Annotated in this window: 21 protein-coding genes; all 21 read left to right on the top strand. The window is 55.2% G+C overall.

What is annotated here, in order from left to right; genetic code table 11:
- Window positions 1–198: 198 nt before the first annotated feature.
- The 21 genes from rpoB to rpsN all read left to right on the top strand — a co-directional run bounded on the left by rpoB (window position 199) and on the right by rpsN (window position 19,820).
- The gene (gene rpoB, locus U6037_RS26075) at window positions 199–4,272 is read left to right on the top strand and encodes a DNA-directed RNA polymerase subunit beta (RefSeq protein WP_016984190.1); all 4,074 of its coding nucleotides are present in this window, start codon (window positions 199–201) and stop codon (window positions 4,270–4,272) included.
- Between the two features lie 64 nt (window positions 4,273–4,336).
- Entirely contained in the window at window positions 4,337–8,536 is a 4,200-nt protein-coding gene (rpoC, locus tag U6037_RS26070; protein ID WP_007916472.1) for a DNA-directed RNA polymerase subunit beta', read from the top strand.
- A 216-nt stretch (window positions 8,537–8,752) separates the two neighbouring features.
- Window positions 8,753–9,124, top strand: coding sequence for a 30S ribosomal protein S12 (gene rpsL / locus U6037_RS26065; protein WP_003186084.1), 372 nt, complete (start codon window positions 8,753–8,755; stop codon window positions 9,122–9,124).
- Between the two features lie 107 nt (window positions 9,125–9,231).
- Window positions 9,232–9,705 (top strand): 30S ribosomal protein S7, encoded by a 474-nt coding sequence (gene rpsG / locus U6037_RS26060; protein ID WP_007916467.1) that lies wholly within the window; start codon window positions 9,232–9,234, stop codon window positions 9,703–9,705.
- A gap of 30 nt (window positions 9,706–9,735) precedes the next feature.
- Entirely contained in the window at window positions 9,736–11,841 is a 2,106-nt protein-coding gene (gene fusA / locus U6037_RS26055; RefSeq protein WP_016984188.1) for an elongation factor G, read from the top strand.
- Between the two features lie 31 nt (window positions 11,842–11,872).
- A complete protein-coding gene (gene tuf / locus U6037_RS26050; protein ID WP_095188538.1) occupies window positions 11,873–13,066 on the top strand; it encodes an elongation factor Tu in 1,194 nt (397 codons plus the stop codon).
- Between the two features lie 157 nt (window positions 13,067–13,223).
- A complete protein-coding gene (rpsJ, locus tag U6037_RS26045) occupies window positions 13,224–13,535 on the top strand; it encodes a 30S ribosomal protein S10 (RefSeq protein WP_003186070.1) in 312 nt (103 codons plus the stop codon).
- Between the two features lie 80 nt (window positions 13,536–13,615).
- Window positions 13,616–14,251 (top strand): 50S ribosomal protein L3, encoded by a 636-nt coding sequence (rplC, locus tag U6037_RS26040; RefSeq protein ID WP_003228738.1) that lies wholly within the window; start codon window positions 13,616–13,618, stop codon window positions 14,249–14,251.
- Window positions 14,252–14,263: 12 nt separating this feature from the next.
- Window positions 14,264–14,866, top strand: a complete 603-nt coding sequence (gene rplD, locus U6037_RS26035) for a 50S ribosomal protein L4 (protein WP_007918468.1) — start codon at window positions 14,264–14,266, stop codon at window positions 14,864–14,866.
- Entirely contained in the window at window positions 14,863–15,162 is a 300-nt protein-coding gene (gene rplW, locus U6037_RS26030) for a 50S ribosomal protein L23 (RefSeq protein ID WP_002555488.1), read from the top strand. The genes rplD and rplW overlap by 4 nt, the downstream gene beginning before the upstream one ends.
- Before the next feature lie 14 nt (window positions 15,163–15,176).
- Window positions 15,177–16,001, top strand: coding sequence for a 50S ribosomal protein L2 (gene rplB, locus U6037_RS26025; protein WP_003228734.1), 825 nt, complete (start codon window positions 15,177–15,179; stop codon window positions 15,999–16,001).
- Window positions 16,002–16,017: 16 nt separating this feature from the next.
- Window positions 16,018–16,293: a 30S ribosomal protein S19 gene (gene rpsS, locus U6037_RS26020; protein WP_011336172.1), complete on the top strand. Its 276-nt coding sequence runs from the start codon at window positions 16,018–16,020 to the stop codon at window positions 16,291–16,293.
- 11 nt (window positions 16,294–16,304) lie between these two features.
- The gene (gene rplV / locus U6037_RS26015) at window positions 16,305–16,637 is read left to right on the top strand and encodes a 50S ribosomal protein L22 (RefSeq protein ID WP_003103908.1); all 333 of its coding nucleotides are present in this window, start codon (window positions 16,305–16,307) and stop codon (window positions 16,635–16,637) included.
- Between the two features lie 13 nt (window positions 16,638–16,650).
- Window positions 16,651–17,337 carry a 30S ribosomal protein S3 gene (rpsC, locus tag U6037_RS26010; RefSeq protein WP_003176422.1) on the top strand — a complete coding sequence of 229 codons (687 nt, stop codon included), beginning with the start codon at window positions 16,651–16,653 and terminating at the stop codon, window positions 17,335–17,337.
- A 12-nt stretch (window positions 17,338–17,349) separates the two neighbouring features.
- Entirely contained in the window at window positions 17,350–17,763 is a 414-nt protein-coding gene (rplP, locus tag U6037_RS26005) for a 50S ribosomal protein L16 (RefSeq protein WP_007896757.1), read from the top strand.
- Window positions 17,763–17,954 carry a 50S ribosomal protein L29 gene (rpmC, locus tag U6037_RS26000; RefSeq protein WP_002555481.1) on the top strand — a complete coding sequence of 64 codons (192 nt, stop codon included), beginning with the start codon at window positions 17,763–17,765 and terminating at the stop codon, window positions 17,952–17,954. Before rplP ends, rpmC begins: the two co-directional genes overlap by 1 nt.
- A 2-nt stretch (window positions 17,955–17,956) precedes the next feature.
- On the top strand, window positions 17,957–18,223 hold the full coding sequence (gene rpsQ / locus U6037_RS25995; protein WP_003194644.1) for a 30S ribosomal protein S17: 267 nt from the start codon (window positions 17,957–17,959) through the stop codon (window positions 18,221–18,223).
- Window positions 18,224–18,246: 23 nt separating this feature from the next.
- Window positions 18,247–18,615 carry a 50S ribosomal protein L14 gene (gene rplN / locus U6037_RS25990; RefSeq protein WP_002555479.1) on the top strand — a complete coding sequence of 123 codons (369 nt, stop codon included), beginning with the start codon at window positions 18,247–18,249 and terminating at the stop codon, window positions 18,613–18,615.
- A gap of 11 nt (window positions 18,616–18,626) precedes the next feature.
- On the top strand, window positions 18,627–18,941 hold the full coding sequence (gene rplX / locus U6037_RS25985) for a 50S ribosomal protein L24 (protein ID WP_008081905.1): 315 nt from the start codon (window positions 18,627–18,629) through the stop codon (window positions 18,939–18,941).
- A 20-nt stretch (window positions 18,942–18,961) separates the two neighbouring features.
- Window positions 18,962–19,501 (top strand): 50S ribosomal protein L5, encoded by a 540-nt coding sequence (rplE, locus tag U6037_RS25980; RefSeq protein ID WP_003176415.1) that lies wholly within the window; start codon window positions 18,962–18,964, stop codon window positions 19,499–19,501.
- 13 nt (window positions 19,502–19,514) lie between these two features.
- Entirely contained in the window at window positions 19,515–19,820 is a 306-nt protein-coding gene (rpsN, locus tag U6037_RS25975) for a 30S ribosomal protein S14 (RefSeq protein WP_003228726.1), read from the top strand.
- Window positions 19,821–20,003 lie beyond the last annotated feature (183 nt).

Below are 20,003 nucleotides of genomic sequence, written 5' to 3'. Positions count from 1 at the left end.
CGAGCGTCAAGCGACAGGCTGATGGCTGGTGGCTCTTGCCACCGGCCTTTTTCCGTTATTGGCAGCCGACTGGGTCGGTGCTGATAAAGGCGCTGTAACCACCCGATGCGGTGGCGCAAACCATGGGGTTTGCACGATTTTCTGGCTGCTCCCGTCGGGAGGGGCCAAACAAGCAGGTGACCAAGCTGGGGAACGCTGATGGCTTACTCATATACTGAGAAAAAACGTATCCGCAAGGACTTTAGCAAGTTGCCGGACGTCATGGATGTGCCTTACCTCCTGGCCATCCAGCTGGATTCGTATCGTGAATTCTTGCAAGCGGGAGCGACTAAAGATCAGTTCCGCGACGTGGGCCTGCATGCGGCCTTCAAATCCGTTTTCCCGATCATCAGCTACTCCGGCAATGCTGCGCTGGAGTACGTCGGTTATCGCCTGGGCGAACCGGCATTTGATGTCAAAGAATGCGTATTGCGCGGTGTAACTTTCGCCGTACCTTTGCGGGTAAAAGTGCGCCTGATCATTTTCGACAAAGAATCGTCGAACAAAGCGATCAAGGACATCAAAGAGCAAGAAGTCTACATGGGTGAAATCCCCCTGATGACTGAGAACGGTACCTTCGTAATCAACGGTACCGAGCGTGTAATCGTTTCCCAGCTGCACCGTTCCCCGGGCGTGTTCTTCGATCACGACCGCGGCAAGACGCATAGCTCCGGCAAACTGCTGTACTCCGCGCGCATCATTCCTTACCGCGGTTCGTGGTTGGACTTCGAGTTCGACCCGAAAGACTGCGTGTTCGTGCGTATTGACCGTCGTCGCAAGCTGCCGGCATCGGTACTGCTGCGTGCGCTCGGCTATACCACTGAAGAAGTGCTGGACGCTTTCTACACCACCAACGTTTTCAAACTGAGCGGCGAGACCCTCAGTCTGGAACTGATTGCTTCGCGTCTGCGTGGTGAAATTGCGGTTCTGGATATTCAGGACGAGAAGGGCAAGGTCATTGTTGAAGCGGGCCGCCGTATTACTGCGCGCCACATCAACCAGATCGAAAAAGCCGGCATCAAGACCCTGGAAGTGCCTCTGGACTACGTCCTCGGTCGCACCACCGCCAAGGTCATCGTGCACCCGGCTACCGGCGAAATCCTGGCAGAGTGCAACACCGAGCTGAATACTGAAGTCCTGGCAAAAATTGCCAAGGCCGGCGTTGTTCGCATCGAAACTCTGTACACCAACGATATCGACTGCGGTCCGTTCGTCTCCGACACGCTGAAGATCGACTCCACCAGCAACCAATTGGAAGCGCTGGTCGAGATCTATCGCATGATGCGTCCAGGCGAGCCGCCAACCAAAGACGCTGCCGAAACCCTGTTCAACAACCTGTTCTTCAGCCCTGAGCGCTATGACCTGTCTGCGGTCGGCCGGATGAAGTTCAACCGTCGTATCGGTCGTACCGAGATCGAAGGTTCGGGCGTGCTGTGCAAGGAAGACATCGTCGCGGTACTGAAGACTCTGGTCGACATCCGTAACGGTAAAGGCATCGTCGATGACATCGACCACCTGGGTAACCGTCGTGTTCGCTGCGTAGGCGAAATGGCCGAGAACCAGTTCCGCGTTGGCCTGGTACGTGTTGAGCGTGCGGTCAAAGAGCGTCTGTCGATGGCTGAAAGCGAAGGCTTGATGCCGCAAGACCTGATCAATGCCAAGCCAGTGGCTGCAGCGGTGAAAGAGTTCTTCGGTTCCAGCCAGCTCTCGCAGTTCATGGACCAGAACAACCCGCTGTCCGAGATTACCCACAAGCGTCGTGTCTCTGCACTCGGCCCTGGTGGTCTGACTCGTGAGCGCGCAGGCTTTGAAGTCCGTGACGTACACCCGACTCACTACGGTCGCGTATGCCCGATTGAAACGCCGGAAGGTCCGAACATCGGTCTGATCAACTCCTTGGCTGCTTACGCTCGCACCAACCAGTACGGCTTCCTGGAAAGCCCGTACCGCGTGGTGAAAGAGGGTGTTGTCACCGACGAAATCGTGTTCCTGTCCGCTATTGAAGAAGCCGATCACGTGATCGCGCAGGCTTCGGCGACCATGAACGACCAGAAAGTCCTGATCGACGAACTGGTAGCCGTACGTCACCTGAACGAGTTCACCGTCAAGGCGCCTGAAGAAGTCACCTTGATGGACGTTTCGCCGAAGCAGGTAGTTTCGGTTGCAGCGTCGCTGATTCCGTTCCTCGAGCACGACGACGCCAACCGTGCGTTGATGGGTTCGAACATGCAGCGTCAAGCTGTACCAACCCTGCGCGCTGACAAGCCGCTGGTAGGTACCGGCATGGAGCGTAACGTAGCCCGTGACTCCGGCGTTTGCGTCGTAGCTCGTCGTGGTGGCGTGATCGATTCCGTCGACGCCAGCCGTATCGTGGTTCGAGTTGCTGATGACGAAGTTGAAACCGGCGAAGCCGGTGTCGACATCTACAACCTGACCAAATACACCCGCTCGAACCAGAACACCTGCATCAACCAGCGTCCGCTGGTGAGCAAGGGTGATCGCGTTCAGCGTAGCGACATCATGGCCGACGGCCCGTCCACCGACATGGGTGAGCTGGCACTGGGTCAGAACATGCGCATCGCGTTCATGGCATGGAACGGCTTCAACTTCGAAGACTCCATCTGCCTGTCCGAGCGTGTGGTTCAGGAAGACCGTTTCACCACGATCCACATTCAGGAACTGACCTGTGTGGCCCGTGACACCAAGCTTGGGCCTGAAGAGATCACTGCAGACATCCCGAACGTGGGTGAAGCTGCACTGAACAAACTGGACGAAGCCGGTATCGTTTACGTAGGTGCTGAAGTTGGCGCAGGCGACATCCTGGTCGGTAAGGTCACTCCGAAAGGCGAGACCCAGCTGACTCCGGAAGAAAAACTGCTGCGTGCAATCTTCGGTGAAAAAGCCAGCGACGTTAAAGACACTTCCCTGCGCGTACCTACCGGTACCAAAGGTACTGTCATCGACGTACAGGTCTTCACCCGTGACGGCGTCGAGCGTGATGCTCGTGCACTGTCGATCGAGAAGACTCAGCTCGACGAGATCCGCAAGGATCTGAACGAAGAGTTCCGTATCGTTGAAGGCGCGACTTTCGAACGTCTGCGTTCCGCTCTGGTAGGCCACAAGGCTGAAGGCGGCGCAGGTCTGAAGAAAGGTCAGGACATCACCGACGAAGTGCTCGACGGTCTTGAGCATGGTCAGTGGTTCAAACTGCGCATGGCTGAAGATGCTCTTAACGAGCAACTCGAGAAGGCTCAGGCCTACATCGTTGATCGCCGCCGTCTGCTGGACGACAAGTTCGAAGACAAGAAGCGCAAACTGCAGCAGGGCGATGACCTGGCTCCAGGCGTGCTGAAAATCGTCAAGGTTTACCTGGCAATCCGTCGTCGCATCCAGCCGGGCGACAAGATGGCCGGTCGTCACGGTAACAAAGGTGTGGTCTCTGTGATCATGCCGGTCGAAGACATGCCGCACGATGCCAATGGCACCCCGGTCGACGTCGTCCTCAACCCGCTGGGCGTACCTTCGCGTATGAACGTTGGTCAGATCCTTGAAACCCACCTGGGCCTCGCGGCCAAAGGTCTGGGCGAGAAGATCAACCGGATGGTCGAAGAGCAGCGTAAAGTCGCTGAGCTGCGTACCTTCCTGGACGAGATCTACAACCAGATCGGCGGTCGTAACGAAGATCTGGATAGCTTCTCCGATCAGGAAATCCTGGATCTGGCGAAGAACCTGCGTGGCGGCGTTCCAATGGCCACTCCAGTGTTCGACGGCGCCAAGGAAAGCGAAATCAAGGCCATGCTGAAACTGGCAGACCTGCCGGAAAGCGGCCAGATGCAGCTGACTGACGGCCGTACCGGCAACAAGTTCGAGCGTCCAGTTACCGTTGGCTACATGTACATGCTGAAGCTGAACCACTTGGTAGACGACAAGATGCACGCGCGTTCTACCGGTTCGTACAGCCTGGTTACCCAGCAGCCGCTGGGTGGTAAGGCGCAGTTCGGTGGTCAGCGTTTCGGGGAGATGGAGGTCTGGGCACTGGAAGCATACGGTGCTGCTTACACTCTGCAAGAAATGCTCACAGTGAAGTCGGACGATGTGAACGGCCGTACCAAGATGTACAAAAACATCGTGGATGGCGATCACCGTATGGAGCCGGGCATGCCCGAGTCCTTCAACGTGTTGATCAAGGAAATTCGTTCCCTCGGCATCGATATCGATCTGGAAACCGAATAACACGTGACGCGAATCGAGAGCGGGGCAGGATTGCCCGCTCTCTGCTCCGCCAGGAGGAAAGGCCTTGAAAGACCTACTGAATTTGCTGAAAAACCAGGGTCAAGTCGAAGAGTTCGACGCCATCCGTATCGGATTGGCCTCGCCTGAGATGATCCGCTCATGGTCGTTCGGTGAAGTTAAAAAGCCGGAAACCATCAACTACCGTACGTTCAAACCTGAGCGTGACGGTCTGTTCTGCGCCAAGATCTTTGGCCCGGTAAAGGATTACGAGTGCCTGTGCGGTAAGTACAAGCGCTTGAAGCACCGTGGTGTGATCTGCGAGAAGTGCGGCGTTGAAGTTGCACTGGCCAAGGTTCGTCGTGAGCGCATGGCGCACATCGAACTGGCTTCGCCGGTTGCCCACATCTGGTTCCTGAAATCGCTGCCGTCCCGTATCGGCTTGCTGATGGACATGACCCTGCGTGATATCGAACGCGTTCTCTACTTCGAGAGCTATGTCGTTATCGATCCAGGCATGACCACCCTTGAAAAAGGTCAGCTGCTGAACGACGAGCAGTACTTTGAAGCGCTGGAAGAGTTCGGTGACGATTTCGATGCCCGTATGGGTGCTGAAGCTGTCCGTGAACTGCTGCACGCTATCGACCTGGAACACGAGATTGGCCGTCTGCGTGAAGAAATTCCGCAAACCAACTCGGAAACCAAGATCAAGAAGCTGTCCAAGCGTCTGAAGTTGATGGAAGCCTTCCAGGGTTCCGGCAACCTGCCAGAGTGGATGGTGCTGACCGTTCTGCCGGTTCTGCCGCCAGATCTGCGTCCACTGGTCCCGCTGGACGGCGGTCGTTTCGCGACTTCCGACCTCAACGATCTGTATCGTCGAGTGATCAACCGTAACAACCGTTTGAAGCGCCTGCTGGATCTGTCCGCTCCGGACATCATCGTGCGCAACGAAAAACGTATGTTGCAGGAAGCTGTCGATGCGCTGCTCGACAACGGCCGTCGTGGCCGCGCTATCACCGGTTCGAACAAGCGTCCTCTGAAATCCCTGGCTGACATGATCAAGGGTAAGCAGGGTCGTTTCCGTCAGAACTTGCTCGGTAAGCGTGTTGACTACTCCGGTCGTTCGGTAATTACCGTAGGCCCGACCCTGCGTCTGCATCAGTGCGGTCTGCCGAAGAAGATGGCTCTCGAGCTGTTCAAACCGTTCATTTTCGGCAAGCTGGAAATGCGTGGTCTCGCGACCACCATCAAAGCGGCCAAGAAAATGGTCGAGCGCGAACTGCCAGAGGTTTGGGACGTTCTCGCTGAAGTGATTCGCGAACACCCGGTTCTTCTCAACCGTGCACCGACCCTTCACCGTCTGGGTATCCAGGCGTTTGAACCGGTTCTGATCGAAGGTAAGGCTATCCAGCTGCACCCTCTGGTCTGCGCCGCGTACAACGCCGACTTCGACGGCGACCAAATGGCCGTGCACGTACCGCTGACACTGGAAGCCCAGTTGGAAGCGCGTGCGTTGATGATGTCGACCAACAACATTCTGTCGCCAGCCAACGGTGAGCCAATCATCGTTCCGTCGCAGGACGTTGTATTGGGTCTGTACTACATGACTCGTGAAGCGATCAACGCCAAAGGCGAAGGTCGTGTGTTCGCGGATCTGCAGGAAGTTGACCGTGTGTTCCGTGCCGGCGAAGCCGCACTGCACGCCAAGGTCAAGGTTCGTATCAACGAAACCGTCAACGACCGTGACGGCAACAGCGTAAGCGGCACCCGTATCGTCGACACTACTGTCGGCCGTGCGCTGCTGTTCCAGGTTGTGCCAAAAGGTCTGTCGTACGATGTCGTCAACCTGCCGATGAAGAAAAAGGCGATCTCCAAGCTGATCAACCAGTGCTACCGCGTGGTTGGTTTGAAAGAGACCGTGATCTTCGCTGACCAGTTGATGTACACCGGTTTCGCTTACTCGACCATCTCCGGCGTTTCCATCGGTGTTAACGACTTCGTTATCCCGGACGAGAAAGCCCGCATCATCGGTGCAGCCACCGACGAAGTGAAAGAGATCGAGAGCCAGTACGCCTCCGGCCTGGTAACCCAGGGCGAGAAGTACAACAAAGTGATCGACCTTTGGTCGAAAGCGAACGACGAAGTTTCCAAGGCAATGATGGCCAACCTCTCGAAAGAGAAGGTTATCGACCGTCACGGCGTTGAAGTCGATCAAGAGTCTTTTAACTCGATGTACATGATGGCCGACTCGGGTGCTCGGGGTTCCGCAGCACAGATTCGTCAGCTGGCCGGTATGCGTGGTCTGATGGCCAAGCCGGACGGTTCCATCATTGAAACGCCGATTACTGCGAACTTCCGTGAAGGTTTGAGCGTACTTCAGTACTTCATTTCGACTCACGGTGCTCGTAAAGGTCTGGCGGATACCGCGTTGAAAACTGCGAACTCCGGTTACCTGACTCGTCGTCTGGTAGACGTGGCGCAGGATCTGGTTGTAACCGAGATCGATTGCGGCACCGAACACGGTCTGCTGATGACTCCGCACATTGAAGGCGGTGACGTTGTAGAGCCGTTGGGTGAACGCGTATTGGGTCGTGTTATTGCCCGTGACGTATTCAAGCCAGGTACCGAGGACGTTATCGTTCCGGCCGGTACTCTGGTAGACGAGAAGTGGGTCGAGTTCATCGAGCTGAACAGCATCGACGAAGTGATCGTGCGTTCGCCGATCAGCTGCGAAACCCGCTATGGCATTTGCGCCAAGTGCTACGGCCGTGATCTGGCTCGTGGTCACCAGGTGAACATCGGTGAAGCGGTCGGCGTTATCGCTGCCCAGTCCATCGGTGAGCCGGGTACCCAGCTGACGATGCGTACGTTCCACATCGGTGGTGCGGCAAGCCGTACTTCCGCAGCTGACAGCGTTCAGGTGAAGAATGGCGGTACCGTCCGTCTGCACAACTTGAAGCACGTTGAGCGAGTGGATGGTCACCTGGTTGCTGTGTCCCGTTCCGGTGAGCTGGCCATCGCTGATGACTTCGGTCGTGAGCGCGAGCGTTACAAGCTGCCGTACGGTGCTGTGATTTCGGTTAAAGAAGGTGACAAGGTCGACGCTGGCGCAATCGTGGCCAAGTGGGATCCGCACACTCACCCAATCGTTACCGAAATGAAAGGTACCGTGACCTACGTAGGCATGGAAGAAGGCATCACGATCAAGCGTCAGACTGACGAATTGACCGGTATGACCAACATTGAAGTCCTCGACGCGAAAGATCGTCCAGCTGCGGGCAAAGAAATCCGTCCAGCAGTGAAGATGGTCGACGACAACGGCAAGGATCTGTTGCTGCCAGGCACTGACGTTATCGCTCAGTACTTCCTGCCAGCCAACGCCCTGGTCGGTGTTGCGGACGGTGCGAAGATCGCGATCGGTGATGTTATCGCTCGTATCCCGCAAGAAACTTCGAAGACCCGCGACATCACCGGTGGTCTGCCGCGTGTTGCCGACTTGTTCGAAGCTCGTCGTCCGAAAGAAGCGTCGATTTTGGCTGAAGTCAGCGGCACCATCGCGTTCGGTAAAGAGACCAAAGGCAAGCGCCGTCTGGTTATTACCCCGAACGACGGTACCGATCCGTACGAAGAGCTGATTCCGAAGTGGCGTCACCTGAACGTGTTCGAAGGCGAGCAGGTAAACCGCGGCGAAGTTATCTCCGACGGTCCAAGCGATCCGCACGACATCCTGCGTCTGCTGGGTGTGAGCGCGCTGGCCAAGTACATCGTGAACGAGATCCAGGACGTTTACCGTCTGCAAGGCGTGAAGATCAACGACAAGCACATCGAAACCATTCTGCGTCAGATGCTGCGTAAAGTTGAAATCGCTGAATCCGGCGATTCCAGTTTCATCAAGGGCGACCAGATGGAACTGACTCACGTACTGGTAGAGAACGAGCGTCTGGGCGGCGAAGACAAGTTCGTCTCCAAGTACACTCGCGTTCTGCTGGGTATCACCAAGGCGTCGTTGTCCACCGAATCGTTCATCTCGGCGGCTTCCTTCCAGGAAACCACCCGCGTACTGACCGAAGCGGCAGTCACCGGCAAGCGCGATTACCTGCGCGGCCTGAAAGAAAACGTGGTCGTGGGTCGTCTGATCCCGGCAGGTACCGGCCTGGCATATCACAGCGAGCGCAAGCGTCGTCGTGAAGCAGACAAGCCGTTGCGCGTAAGCGCCAGTGAAGTGGAAGCTGCACTGACCGAAGCGCTGAACTCGAGCGGTAACTGAGTTCTGCGATAAATGAGCGTAAGGCCCTGATCGCTCCGTTCATCGAATCGAGACAATTTGTCGAGGTTCGAAGGGCGGGGAGGTCGGGGCCTTGCCTTGACTGGGGGCAAGATCCTCTTTAGACTCTTGATCCCCTAAATTTGGCGGGAATTCGTTCCTGCCATTTTGCTTTTCTTGCAAGACAATAGCGTCGCAAGACAACAGTGGAGCTAGTAGATGGCAACTATCAACCAGCTGGTACGTCAGCCGCGTAAGCGTATCGTCGAGAAATCCGACGTACCTGCGCTGCAGAACTGCCCGCAACGTCGTGGCGTGTGCACCCGTGTGTACACCACTACGCCGAAAAAACCTAACTCGGCACTGCGTAAAGTATGCCGTGTGCGCCTGACCAACGGTTTCGAGGTTTCCTCGTACATCGGTGGTGAAGGTCACAACCTGCAAGAGCACAGCGTGGTACTGATCCGCGGCGGTCGTGTAAAAGACTTGCCAGGTGTTCGTTACCACACCGTTCGCGGCTCCTTGGATACTTCCGGCGTTAAAGGTCGTAACCAGGGTCGTTCGAAGTACGGTACCAAGCGTCCGAAGTAATCGGCCGTTTTGCAGATTTTCATTTTATTGAGTCGATAAGAGTAAGGTCGGGCACGCATCCATTGGATCTGTCCCGAGCTAACCTGAAGACCGCTTGAGGGCTTATCATGCCAAGACGTCGCGTAGCAGCAAAGCGTGAGATTCTGGACGATCCGAAATACGGAAGCCAGATCCTCGCCAAATTCATGAACCACGTTATGGAAAGCGGCAAGAAAGCCGTTGCCGAGCGTATCGTTTATGGTGCCCTGGAAACCGTTGCGACCCGTAAGGCTGGCACCGATCCCCTGGAACTCTTCGAAAAAGCACTCGACGCCATCGCTCCGCTGGTCGAAGTGAAGTCGCGCCGCGTTGGTGGTGCTACTTACCAGGTTCCGGTCGAGGTTCGTCCTTCCCGTCGTAACGCTCTGGCAATGCGCTGGTTGGTAGACTTCGCCCGTAAGCGTGGCGAGAAGTCTATGGCTCTGCGTTTGGCTGGCGAACTGCTGGATGCTGCTGAAGGTAAAGGTGCTGCTGTTAAGAAGCGTGAAGACGTGCACCGTATGGCTGAAGCCAACAAAGCTTTCTCGCACTACCGCTTCTAATTTTAGCTTCACTAATTTTGCGAGGGCTTTATGGCTCGTACTACTCCGATTAGCCGCTACCGTAACATCGGTATCGTCGCTCACGTGGATGCTGGTAAAACCACCACCACCGAGCGCGTCCTTTTTTACACCGGCAAAAGTCACAAAATGGGCGAGGTGCATGATGGCGCCGCGACCACAGACTGGATGGTGCAGGAGCAGGAGCGTGGTATTACCATTACTTCTGCTGCTATCACCGCCTTCTGGAAAGGTTCCGAGAAGCAGTACAAGGATGAGCATCGCTTCAACGTAATCGATACCCCGGGCCACGTTGACTTCACAATTGAAGTTGAGCGTTCGCTGCGCGTACTCGACGGCGCTGTCGTTGTGTTCTGCGGTACTTCGGGTGTTGAGCCGCAGTCGGAAACCGTATGGCGTCAAGCCAACAAATACGGTGTTCCACGTCTTGTTTACGTAAACAAGATGGACCGTGCTGGCGCCAACTTCCTGCGCGTGATCGGTCAGATCAAGCAGCGTCTGGGTCACACTCCGGTGCCGATCCAGTTGGCCATCGGTTCCGAAGACAACTTCCAGGGTCAGATCGATCTGATCAACATGCAAGCTGTCTACTGGAACGACTCTGACAAAGGTATGGTTCCTGTTCGCAAGGACATTCCTGCTGAGCTCCAAGAGCTGGCTGAAGAGTGGCGCAACAACATGGTTGAAGCTGCTGCTGAAGCCAACGAAGAGCTGATGAACAAGTACCTGGAAGGCGAAGAGCTGTCGATCGAAGAGATCAAAGCTGCTTTGCGTCAGCGTACTATCGCCGGCGAAATCGTTCTGGCTGTTTGCGGTTCTTCGTTCAAGAACAAGGGCGTTCCCCTGGTTCTCGACGCCGTTATCGACTTCCTGCCTGCACCGACCGACATTCCTGCTATCAAGGGTACTGACCCGGATAACGAGGAAATCGAGCTGGAGCGTCATGCAGACGATGCGGAACCGTTCTCGGCTCTGGCGTTCAAGATCGCTACCGACCCATTCGTGGGTACTTTGACCTTCGTCCGCGTTTACTCGGGCGTGTTGAACTCCGGCGACGGCGTGATCAACTCGGTTAAAGGCAAGAAAGAGCGCGTGGGTCGTATGGTGCAAATGCACGCAAACGCCCGTGAAGAGATCAAGGAAGTGCGCGCTGGCGACATCGCGGCCCTGATCGGCATGAAGGACGTCACCACTGGTGAAACCCTCTGCAACGCTGACAAGCCAATCATCCTGGTTCGCATGGACTTCCCGGAGCCGGTTATTTCGGTTGCCGTAGAGCCTAAGACCAAGGATGACCAGGAAAAAATGGGTATCGCTCTGGGCAAACTTGCTCAGGAAGACCCGTCTTTCCGCGTTAAAACTGATGAAGAGACTGGTCAAACGATCATCTCCGGCATGGGCGAGCTGCACCTGGACATCCTGGTTGACCGGATGCGCCGCGAGTTCAACGTCGAAGCCAACATCGGCAAGCCTCAGGTTTCGTATCGTGAGCGCATCACGAAGAACTGTGAAATCGAAGGCAAGTTCGTTCGTCAGTCCGGTGGTCGCGGCCAGTTCGGTCACTGCTGGATTCGTTTTGCTCCTGCTGACGAAGGTCAGGAAGGTCTGCAATTCGTGAACGAAGTTGTAGGTGGTGTGGTTCCTAAGGAATACATCCCGGCTATCCAGAAGGGTATCGAAGAGCAGATGAAGAACGGCGTTGTTGCCGGCTATCCGCTGATCGGCCTGAAGGCTACCGTGTTCGATGGTTCTTACCACGACGTCGACTCCAACGAGATGGCGTTTAAAGTGGCTGCCTCCATGGCGACCAAGCAGCTGGCCCAGAAGGGCGGTGGTGAGTTGCTTGAGCCGATCATGGCTGTAGAGGTTGTTACGCCTGAAGACTATATGGGTGATGTAATGGGCGACCTTAACCGTCGTCGCGGCATGATCCAGGGTATGGAAGACACAGTGTCCGGCAAGGTTATCCGCGCCGAAGTTCCACTGGGTGAGATGTTCGGTTATGCGACCGACGTTCGTTCCATGTCTCAGGGTCGCGCAAGCTACTCTATGGAATTCAAAAAATACGATACGGCTCCGTCGCACATCGTCGAATCCGTAACCAAAAAACAAGGCTGATTCAGCCCCTTTAGGCTAGGAGTTAATTGTCGTGGCTAAAGAAAAATTTGATCGTTCCCTACCGCACGTCAACGTTGGCACCATTGGTCACGTTGACCACGGTAAAACCACTCTGACTGCTGCTCTGACTCGCGTTTGCTCCGAAGTTTTCGGTTCTGCAATCGTTGACTTCGACAAGATCGACAGCGCACCAGAAGAAAAAGCTCGCGGTATCACCATCAATACCGCTCACGTTGAGTACAACTCGACAATTCGTCACTACGCTCACGTTGACTGCCCAGGTCACGCTGACTACGTGAAGAACATGATCACTGGTGCTGCCCAGATGGACGGCGCGATCCTGGTTTGCTCGGCCGCCGATGGTCCGATGCCGCAAACCCGTGAGCACATCCTGCTGTCCCGTCAGGTAGGCGTTCCGTACATCGTGGTCTTCCTGAACAAGGCTGACCTGGTAGACGACGCTGAGCTGCTGGAACTGGTTGAGATGGAAGTTCGCGACCTGCTGTCCACCTATGACTTCCCGGGCGATGACACTCCAATCATCATCGGTTCGGCTCGTATGGCGCTGGAAGGCAAAGACGACAACGAAATGGGCACCACTGCCGTTCGTAAACTGGTTGAAACTCTGGATACCTACATCCCTGAGCCAGTTCGTATGATCGACAAGCCATTCCTGATGCCGATCGAAGACGTGTTCTCGATCTCGGGTCGCGGTACTGTTGTGACTGGTCGTATCGAGCGCGGTATCGTTCGCGTTCAGGATCCACTGGAAATCGTTGGTCTGCGTGACACTACCGTCACCACCTGCACCGGTGTTGAAATGTTCCGCAAACTGCTCGACGAAGGTCGTGCTGGCGAGAACTGCGGCGTTCTGCTGCGTGGCACCAAGCGTGACGACGTTGAGCGTGGTCAGGTTCTGGTTAAGCCGGGTTCGGTTAAGCCGCACACCAAGTTCACCGCAGAAGTTTACGTTCTGAGCAAGGAAGAAGGCGGTCGTCATACTCCGTTCTTCAAAGGCTACCGTCCACAGTTCTACTTCCGTACTACTGACGTGACTGGTAACTGCGAGCTGCCAGAAGGCGTTGAAATGGTAATGCCAGGTGACAACATTCAGATGACTGTTACCCTGATCAAAACCATCGCGATGGAAGACGGTCTGCGTTTCGCTATCCGTGAAGGCGGTCGTACCGTCGGCGCTGGCGTCGTAGCCAAAATCATCGAGTAATTCTCTTTTTAGAGTTTGCTTGATGCTTTGAAAAAGCCCCCGCTCAGCGGGGGCTTTTTTATTGGGTTGACACCTATCTGGGGCGTCTATAGAATTGCGCCTCCTTTTAACGGGCGTATTGCGCTCGGTGGGAATAGCAGCCGGAGTCTGAAATCCAATGCAAAATCAGCAAATCCGTATCAGGTTGAAGGCTTTTGACCATCGCCTGATCGACCAATCAACCCAGGAAATCGTGGAAACCGCGAAACGTACTGGTGCTCAAGTGCGTGGTCCAATTCCACTGCCTACCCGTAAAGAGCGGTTCACCGTTCTGGTTTCCCCGCACGTCAACAAAGACGCGCGTGACCAGTACGAGATCCGCACTCATAAGCGCGTTCTGGACATCGTTCAGCCAACGGATAAAACCGTTGATGCACTTATGAAGCTTGATCTTGCGGCCGGTGTGGAAGTGCAGATCAGCCTCGGCTAAGACTCGGTCTTAGTCGTGTAACGCTCTGAAATGGGCGGCCATAGCGGGTGAAAGCCCCGTACACTCATGAGGTTTACAACATGACTATTGGTGTAGTCGGTCGTAAATGCGGTATGACCCGTATTTTCACCGAAGAAGGTGTCTCCATTCCGGTCACGGTCATTGAGATCGAGCCGAATCGCGTCACCCAGTTCAAAACTGAAGAGACCGATGGCTATCGTGCAGTGCAAGTCACTGTCGGCGAGCGTCGTGCTTCGCGTGTAACAGCAGCTCAGGCTGGCCACTTCGCTAAAGCGAACGTTGCCGCTGGTCGCACTACCATGGAATTCCGCCTTGAAGAAGGCGAGTACCAGGCTGGCGATCTGATCAACGCTGAAATCTTCGCCGCTGGCCAACTGGTTGATGTAACCGGTCAGTCCAAAGGTAAAGGCTTCCAGGGTACGATCAAGCGTTGGAATTTCCGCGGGCAAGATAACACCCACGGTAACTCCGTATCCCACCGCGTCCCAGGCTCTATCGGCCAGTGCCAGACTCCTGGTCGTGTATTCAAGGGCAAGAAAATGTCCGGTCATATGGGCGCTGAGCGCGTGACCGTGCAGTCCCTGGAAGTAGTGCGCGTGGACGCTGAACGCAATCTGTTGTTGGTCAAGGGTGCTGTTCCTGGCGCTACTGGCGGCAACCTGGTTGTACGTCCAGCAGCCAAGGCTCGCGGTTAAGGGGAAGCTGACATGCAATTAAATGTAAATGACGCTCAAGCGATCGAAGTTTCCGAACTGACATTTGGCGGCGAATTCAACGAGACGCTGGTTCACCAAGCAGTCGTGGCCTACATGGCCGGCGGCCGTCAAGGTACCAAGCAGCAAAAGACCCGTTCCGACGTTCGTGGTGGCGGTAAGCGCCCATGGCGTCAGAAAGGTACTGGCCGTGCTCGTGCCGGTACTATCCGTAGCCCAATCTGGCGTGGCGGCGGTACCACTTTTGCAGCACGTCCACAGGATCACTCCCAGAAGCTGAACAAGAAGATGTATCGCGCAGCAATGCGTTCCATCCTTGCTGAGCTGGTGCGTACTGATCGTCTGGTCGTGGTTCAGGATTTCGCTGTTGAAACTCCGAAAACCAAAGATCTGCTGGGCAAGCTGAACAACATGAGCCTGACCGACGTTTTGATCGTGTCGGACGCTGTTGATCAGAACCTGTACCTGGCTGCTCGTAACCTGCCGCACGTAGATGTACGTGACGTCCAAGGTTCCGATCCAGTTAGTCTGATCGCATACGACAAGGTGTTGATCACCGTGTCGGCCGTGAAGAAATTCGAGGAGCTGCTGGGATGAACCAGGAACGCGTATTTAAAGTTCTGCTTGGCCCGCACGTTTCCGAGAAGGCTACGGTTCTGGCAGACAAGAAAGGCCAGTTCGTTTTCAAGGTTGCTACTGACGCAACCAAGCTGGAAATCAAGAAGGCCGTCGAAAGCCTGTTCAGCGTGAAAGTAGAGCGCGTCACTACCCTGAATGTTCTGGGTAAGAGCAAGCGCACTGCTCGCGGTCTGGGCAAGCGTAATGACTGGAAGAAGGCAGTTATCTCCCTTCAGCCAGGCCAAGATCTCGATTTCAGCAGCAGTGCTGAGTAAGGAAGGGGTGCATCATGGCAATCGTTAAATGCAAACCGACTTCCCCTGGCCGCCGTTTTGTGGTCAAGGTGGTCAACCAGGAGCTGCATAAAGGCGCTCCTCACGCACCGCTGCTCGAGAAAAAATCGAAGACTGGTGGTCGTAACAACAATGGCCGTATTACCACGCGTCACATCGGTGGTGGTCATAAGCAGCATTATCGTATGGTCGATTTCCGTCGCAACGACAAAGATGGCATCGTCGCCACTGTCGAGCGTATCGAATACGATCCAAACCGTACTGCTCACATCGCACTGCTCTGCTACGCAGACGGCGAGCGCCGCTACATCATCGCCCCTAAAGGCGTGAGTGCTGGCGACCAGCTGATCGCAGGCGCTCTGGCTCCAATCAAGCCAGGCAACGCTCTGCAACTGCGCAACATTCCAGTGGGTTCTACCGTACACGGCATCGAACTGAAGCCAGGTAAAGGCGCACAGATCGCTCGTTCCGCTGGTGCTTCGGCTCAGCTGATCGCTCGTGAAGGCGTTTACGTTACCCTGCGTCTGCGTTCCGGTGAAATGCGTAAAGTCCTGGCTGAATGCCGTGCGACCCTGGGCGAAGTCTCGAACTCCGAGCACAGCCTGCGTTCGCTGGGTAAAGCTGGTGCCAAGCGCTGGCGTGGCGTTCGCCCAACCGTTCGTGGTGTTGCCATGAACCCGGTTGACCACCCACATGGTGGTGGTGAAGGTCGTACCTCTGGTGGTCGTCATCCGGTATCGCCATGGGGCTTCCCGACTAAGGGCGCGAAGACTCGTGGTAATAAGCGTACCGACAAAATGATCGTCCGTCGTCGCAAGTAAATAGAGGGATACGACAGTGCCACGTTCTCTGAAAAAAGGTCCTTTTATTGATCTTCACCTACTGAAGAAGATCGAAGTGGCGGCGGAAAAGAACGATCGCAAACCAATTAAGACTTGGTCGCGTCGTTCGATGATCCTGCCACAAATGGTCGGTCTGACCATCGCAGTACACAACGGTCGTCAGCACGTCCCAGTTCTCGTTAACGAAGACATGGTCGGCCACAAACTGGGCGAGTTCGCCGGTACCCGCAACTATCGCGGGCACGTGGCTGACAAGAAAGCCAAGCGTTAAGGGGTTAGGAAATGGAAGTAGCCGCTAAGTTGTCGGGCGCTCGAATCTCCGCCCAGAAAGCCCGCTTGGTCGCCGACCAGATCCGCGGGAAGAAGGTGGGCGAAGCGCTCAACTTGTTGGCTTTCAGCAGTAAGAAAGCCGCCGAGATCATGAAGAAAGTGCTGGAGTCGGCCGTAGCCAACGCCGAGCATAACGAAGGCGCAGACGTTGATGACCTGAAGGTCAGCACCGTTTTCGTCAACGAAGGGCGTTCGCTGAAGCGCATCATGCCACGTGCCAAAGGCCGTGCTGATCGCATCGTCAAGCGGTCTTGCCATATCACTGTCAAGGTTGCTGACAAGTAACGGAGTCGAAGAGATGGGTCAGAAAGTACATCCCATTGGCATTCGCCTGGGAATCGTCAAGGAGCACACCTCCGTCTGGTACGCAGACGGTCGGACTTATGCGGACTACTTGTTCGCAGATCTGAAAGTGCGTGAGTATCTCCAAGACAAACTAAAAAGCGCGTCCGTAAGCCGTATCGATATCCATCGTCCGGCCCAAACTGCACGTATCACCATCCACACCGCTCGTCCAGGTATCGTTATCGGGAAGAAAGGTGAAGATGTTGAGAAACTGCGTCAGGACCTGACCAAGCAAATGGGTGTGCCTGTGCACATCAATATCGAAGAGATCCGCAAGCCGGAGCTCGACGGTATGCTGGTTGCGCAGAGCGTAGCTCAGCAGCTGGAGCGTCGTGTAATGTTCCGTCGCGCTATGAAGCGCGCAGTTCAGAACGCCATGCGCATTGGTGCCAAGGGCATCAAAATCCAAGTGAGCGGTCGTCTCGGCGGTGCTGAAATCGCACGTACTGAATGGTATCGCGAAGGTCGTGTGCCATTGCACACCCTGCGTGCCGACATCGACTATGCCAACTACGAAGCTCACACCACTTACGGTGTGATCGGTGTAAAGGTTTGGATCTTCAAAGGCGAAGTAATTGGTGGTCGCCAAGAAGAGCTGAAACCACAAGCACCAGCGCCTCGTAAAAAAGCTGCTAAGTAAGGGGTACGCCAAATGTTGCAACCTAAGCGTACGAAGTTCCGCAAGCAGATGACAGGCCACAACCGTGGTCTGGCTCAGCGCGGTAGCAAAGTCAGCTTCGGCGAGTTCGCGCTGAAGTCTGTAGCTCGTGGTCGTCTCACCGCTCGTCAGATCGAGTCAGCGCGTCGTGCTCTGACCCGTCACGTTAAACGTGGCGGCAAGATCTGGATCCGTGTATTCCCGGACAAGCCTATTTCCAAAAAGCCCCTCGAAGTTCGTATGGGTAAAGGTAAGGGTAGTGTGGAGTACTGGGTTGCCCAGATTCAGCCAGGCAAAGTCCTGTATGAAATCGAGGGTGTTTCTGAAGAGCTGGCGCGTGAGGCTTTTGCCCTGGCTGCTGCAAAGCTGCCGCTCGCCACCGCCTTTGTTAAACGGACGGTGATGTGATGAAAGCGAATGAACTTCGTGAAAAATCCGCACAGCAGCTGAACGAGCAACTGCTCGGCTTGCTGCGCGACCAGTTCAATCTGCGTATGCAGAAAGCAACTGGCCAGTTGGGGCAGTCTCATCTGCTCTCGCAAGTTAAGCGTGACATCGCTCGCGTGAAGACTGTGCTCAACCAGCAGGCAGGTAAGTGATCATGGCTGAAGCCGAAAAAACTGTCCGTACGCTGACTGGCCGTGTTGTCAGCGACAAGATGGACAAAACCATCACCGTATTGATCGAGCGTCGCGTAAAGCACCCGATCTACGGTAAATACGTTAAGCGTTCGACTAAGCTGCACGCGCACGACGAAACCAACCAGTGCCACATCGGCGACAAAGTCACTATTCGTGAAACTCGTCCTATGGCCAAGACCAAGTCTTGGGCGCTGGTTGATGTTCTCGAACGCGCTGTGGAAGTCTAAGGACTAGGGGTCGGAGAAATTATATGATTCAGACTCAATCCATGCTCGATGTGGCCGATAACAGCGGCGCTCGCCGTGTTATGTGCATCAAGGTGCTGGGTGGCTCCCATCGTCGTTACGCTGGTATCGGTGACATCATCAAAGTTACCGTGAAGGAAGCAATTCCTCGCGGTAAAGTGAAAAAAGGCCAAGTGATGACTGCTGTTGTAGTCCGCACTCGTCACGGCGTACGTCGTGCTGATGGCTCCATTATCCGCTTTGATGGCAACGCTGCTGTTCTTCTGAACAACAAGCAAGAGCCGATCGGCACCCGTATCTTTGGGCCAGTGACCCGTGAACTTCGTACTGAGAAGTTCATGAAGATCGTCTCGCTCGCCCCAGAAGTGCTGTAAGGAGATCCGACATGCAAAAGATTCGTCGTGACGACGAGATCATCGTGATCGCCGGCAAAGACAAAGGTAAGCGCGGTAAGGTGCTCAAGGTTCTTGCTAATAACCGTCTGGTTATTAGCGGTTTGAACCTGGTCAAGCGTCATACCAAGCCTAACCCGATGTCGGGCGTGCAAGGCGGTATCGTCGAAAAAGAAGCTCCACTGGACGCTTCTAACGTCGCCATTTTCAACGGCGAAACCAACAAGGCTGACCGCGTTGGTTTCAAAGTAGAAGACGGCAAGAAAATTCGTGTCTTCAAGTCGACCCAAAAAGCGGTTGATGCTTGAACACTGCTAGGTAGAAGACCATGGCACGACTAAAAGAGATTTACTGGAAGGAAATCGCACCGAAGCTTAAGGAAGAACTTAAGCTTTCGAACGTGATGGAAGTTCCACGCGTTACAAAAATCACCCTGAACATGGGTCTGGGCGAAGCTGTTGGTGACAAAAAAGTCATCGAGCATGCTGTTGCTGACCTGGAAAAGATCACCGGCCAAAAAGTCGTTGTGACCTACGCTCGTAAATCCATCGCTGGCTTTAAAGTCCGTGAAGGATGGCCGATCGGCGTCAAGGTGACTCTGCGCCGTGAGCGTATGTATGAGTTCCTGGATCGTCTGCTGTCGATCTCCCTGCCTCGGGTTCGCGACTTCCGCGGCCTGAATGCCAAGTCCTTCGATGGTCGTGGTAACTACAGCATGGGCGTGAAAGAGCAGATCATTTTCCCGGAAATCGACTACGACAAGATCGATGCTCTCCGCGGTCTGGACATTACCCTGACCACCACTGCCAAGAACGATGATGAAGGCCGCGCTCTGCTGCGTGCTTTCAAATTCCCGTTCCGCAACTGATTGGAGTAGGAAAATGGCCAAGAAGAGCATGAAAAACCGTGAGCTGAAGCGTCAGCTCACTGTTGCCAAGTACGCCACCAAGCGTGCAGCGCTGAAAGCTATCATCGTCGATCTGAACGCAAGTCCAGAAGCGCGTTGGGAAGCTACCGTAGCTCTGCAGAAGCAACCACGTGACGCAAGCGCCTCGCGCATGCGTAACCGTTGCCGCCTGACTGGTCGTCCGCACGGCGTTTACCGCAAGTTCGGCCTTGGCCGTAACAAGCTGCGTGAAGCTGCAATGCGTGGTGACGTACCAGGTCTGGTTAAAGCCAGCTGGTAATTGCTGTCAAAGTCTCGATGTTCGGGTTCGCAAGAACCTGACCATCGGTGGCCTTGAATCTGAATCAAGCCCCTTTTGGGGCTTGATTCATTTCTGGGGTGTGTCTAGAATGACCGGCTCGCCTGAGCCCGTGTTTTTCATGCCCGGAAGTTCTCGGCGACAAGTAGTAGCCGCAAGGCTAAT

Origin of the sequence: Pseudomonas sp. B33.4, from assembly GCF_034555375.1 — a bacterium.
Taxonomy (GTDB): Bacteria; Pseudomonadota; Gammaproteobacteria; order Pseudomonadales; family Pseudomonadaceae; genus Aquipseudomonas.
This window is presented reverse-complemented; position numbering and strand designations above follow the sequence as displayed.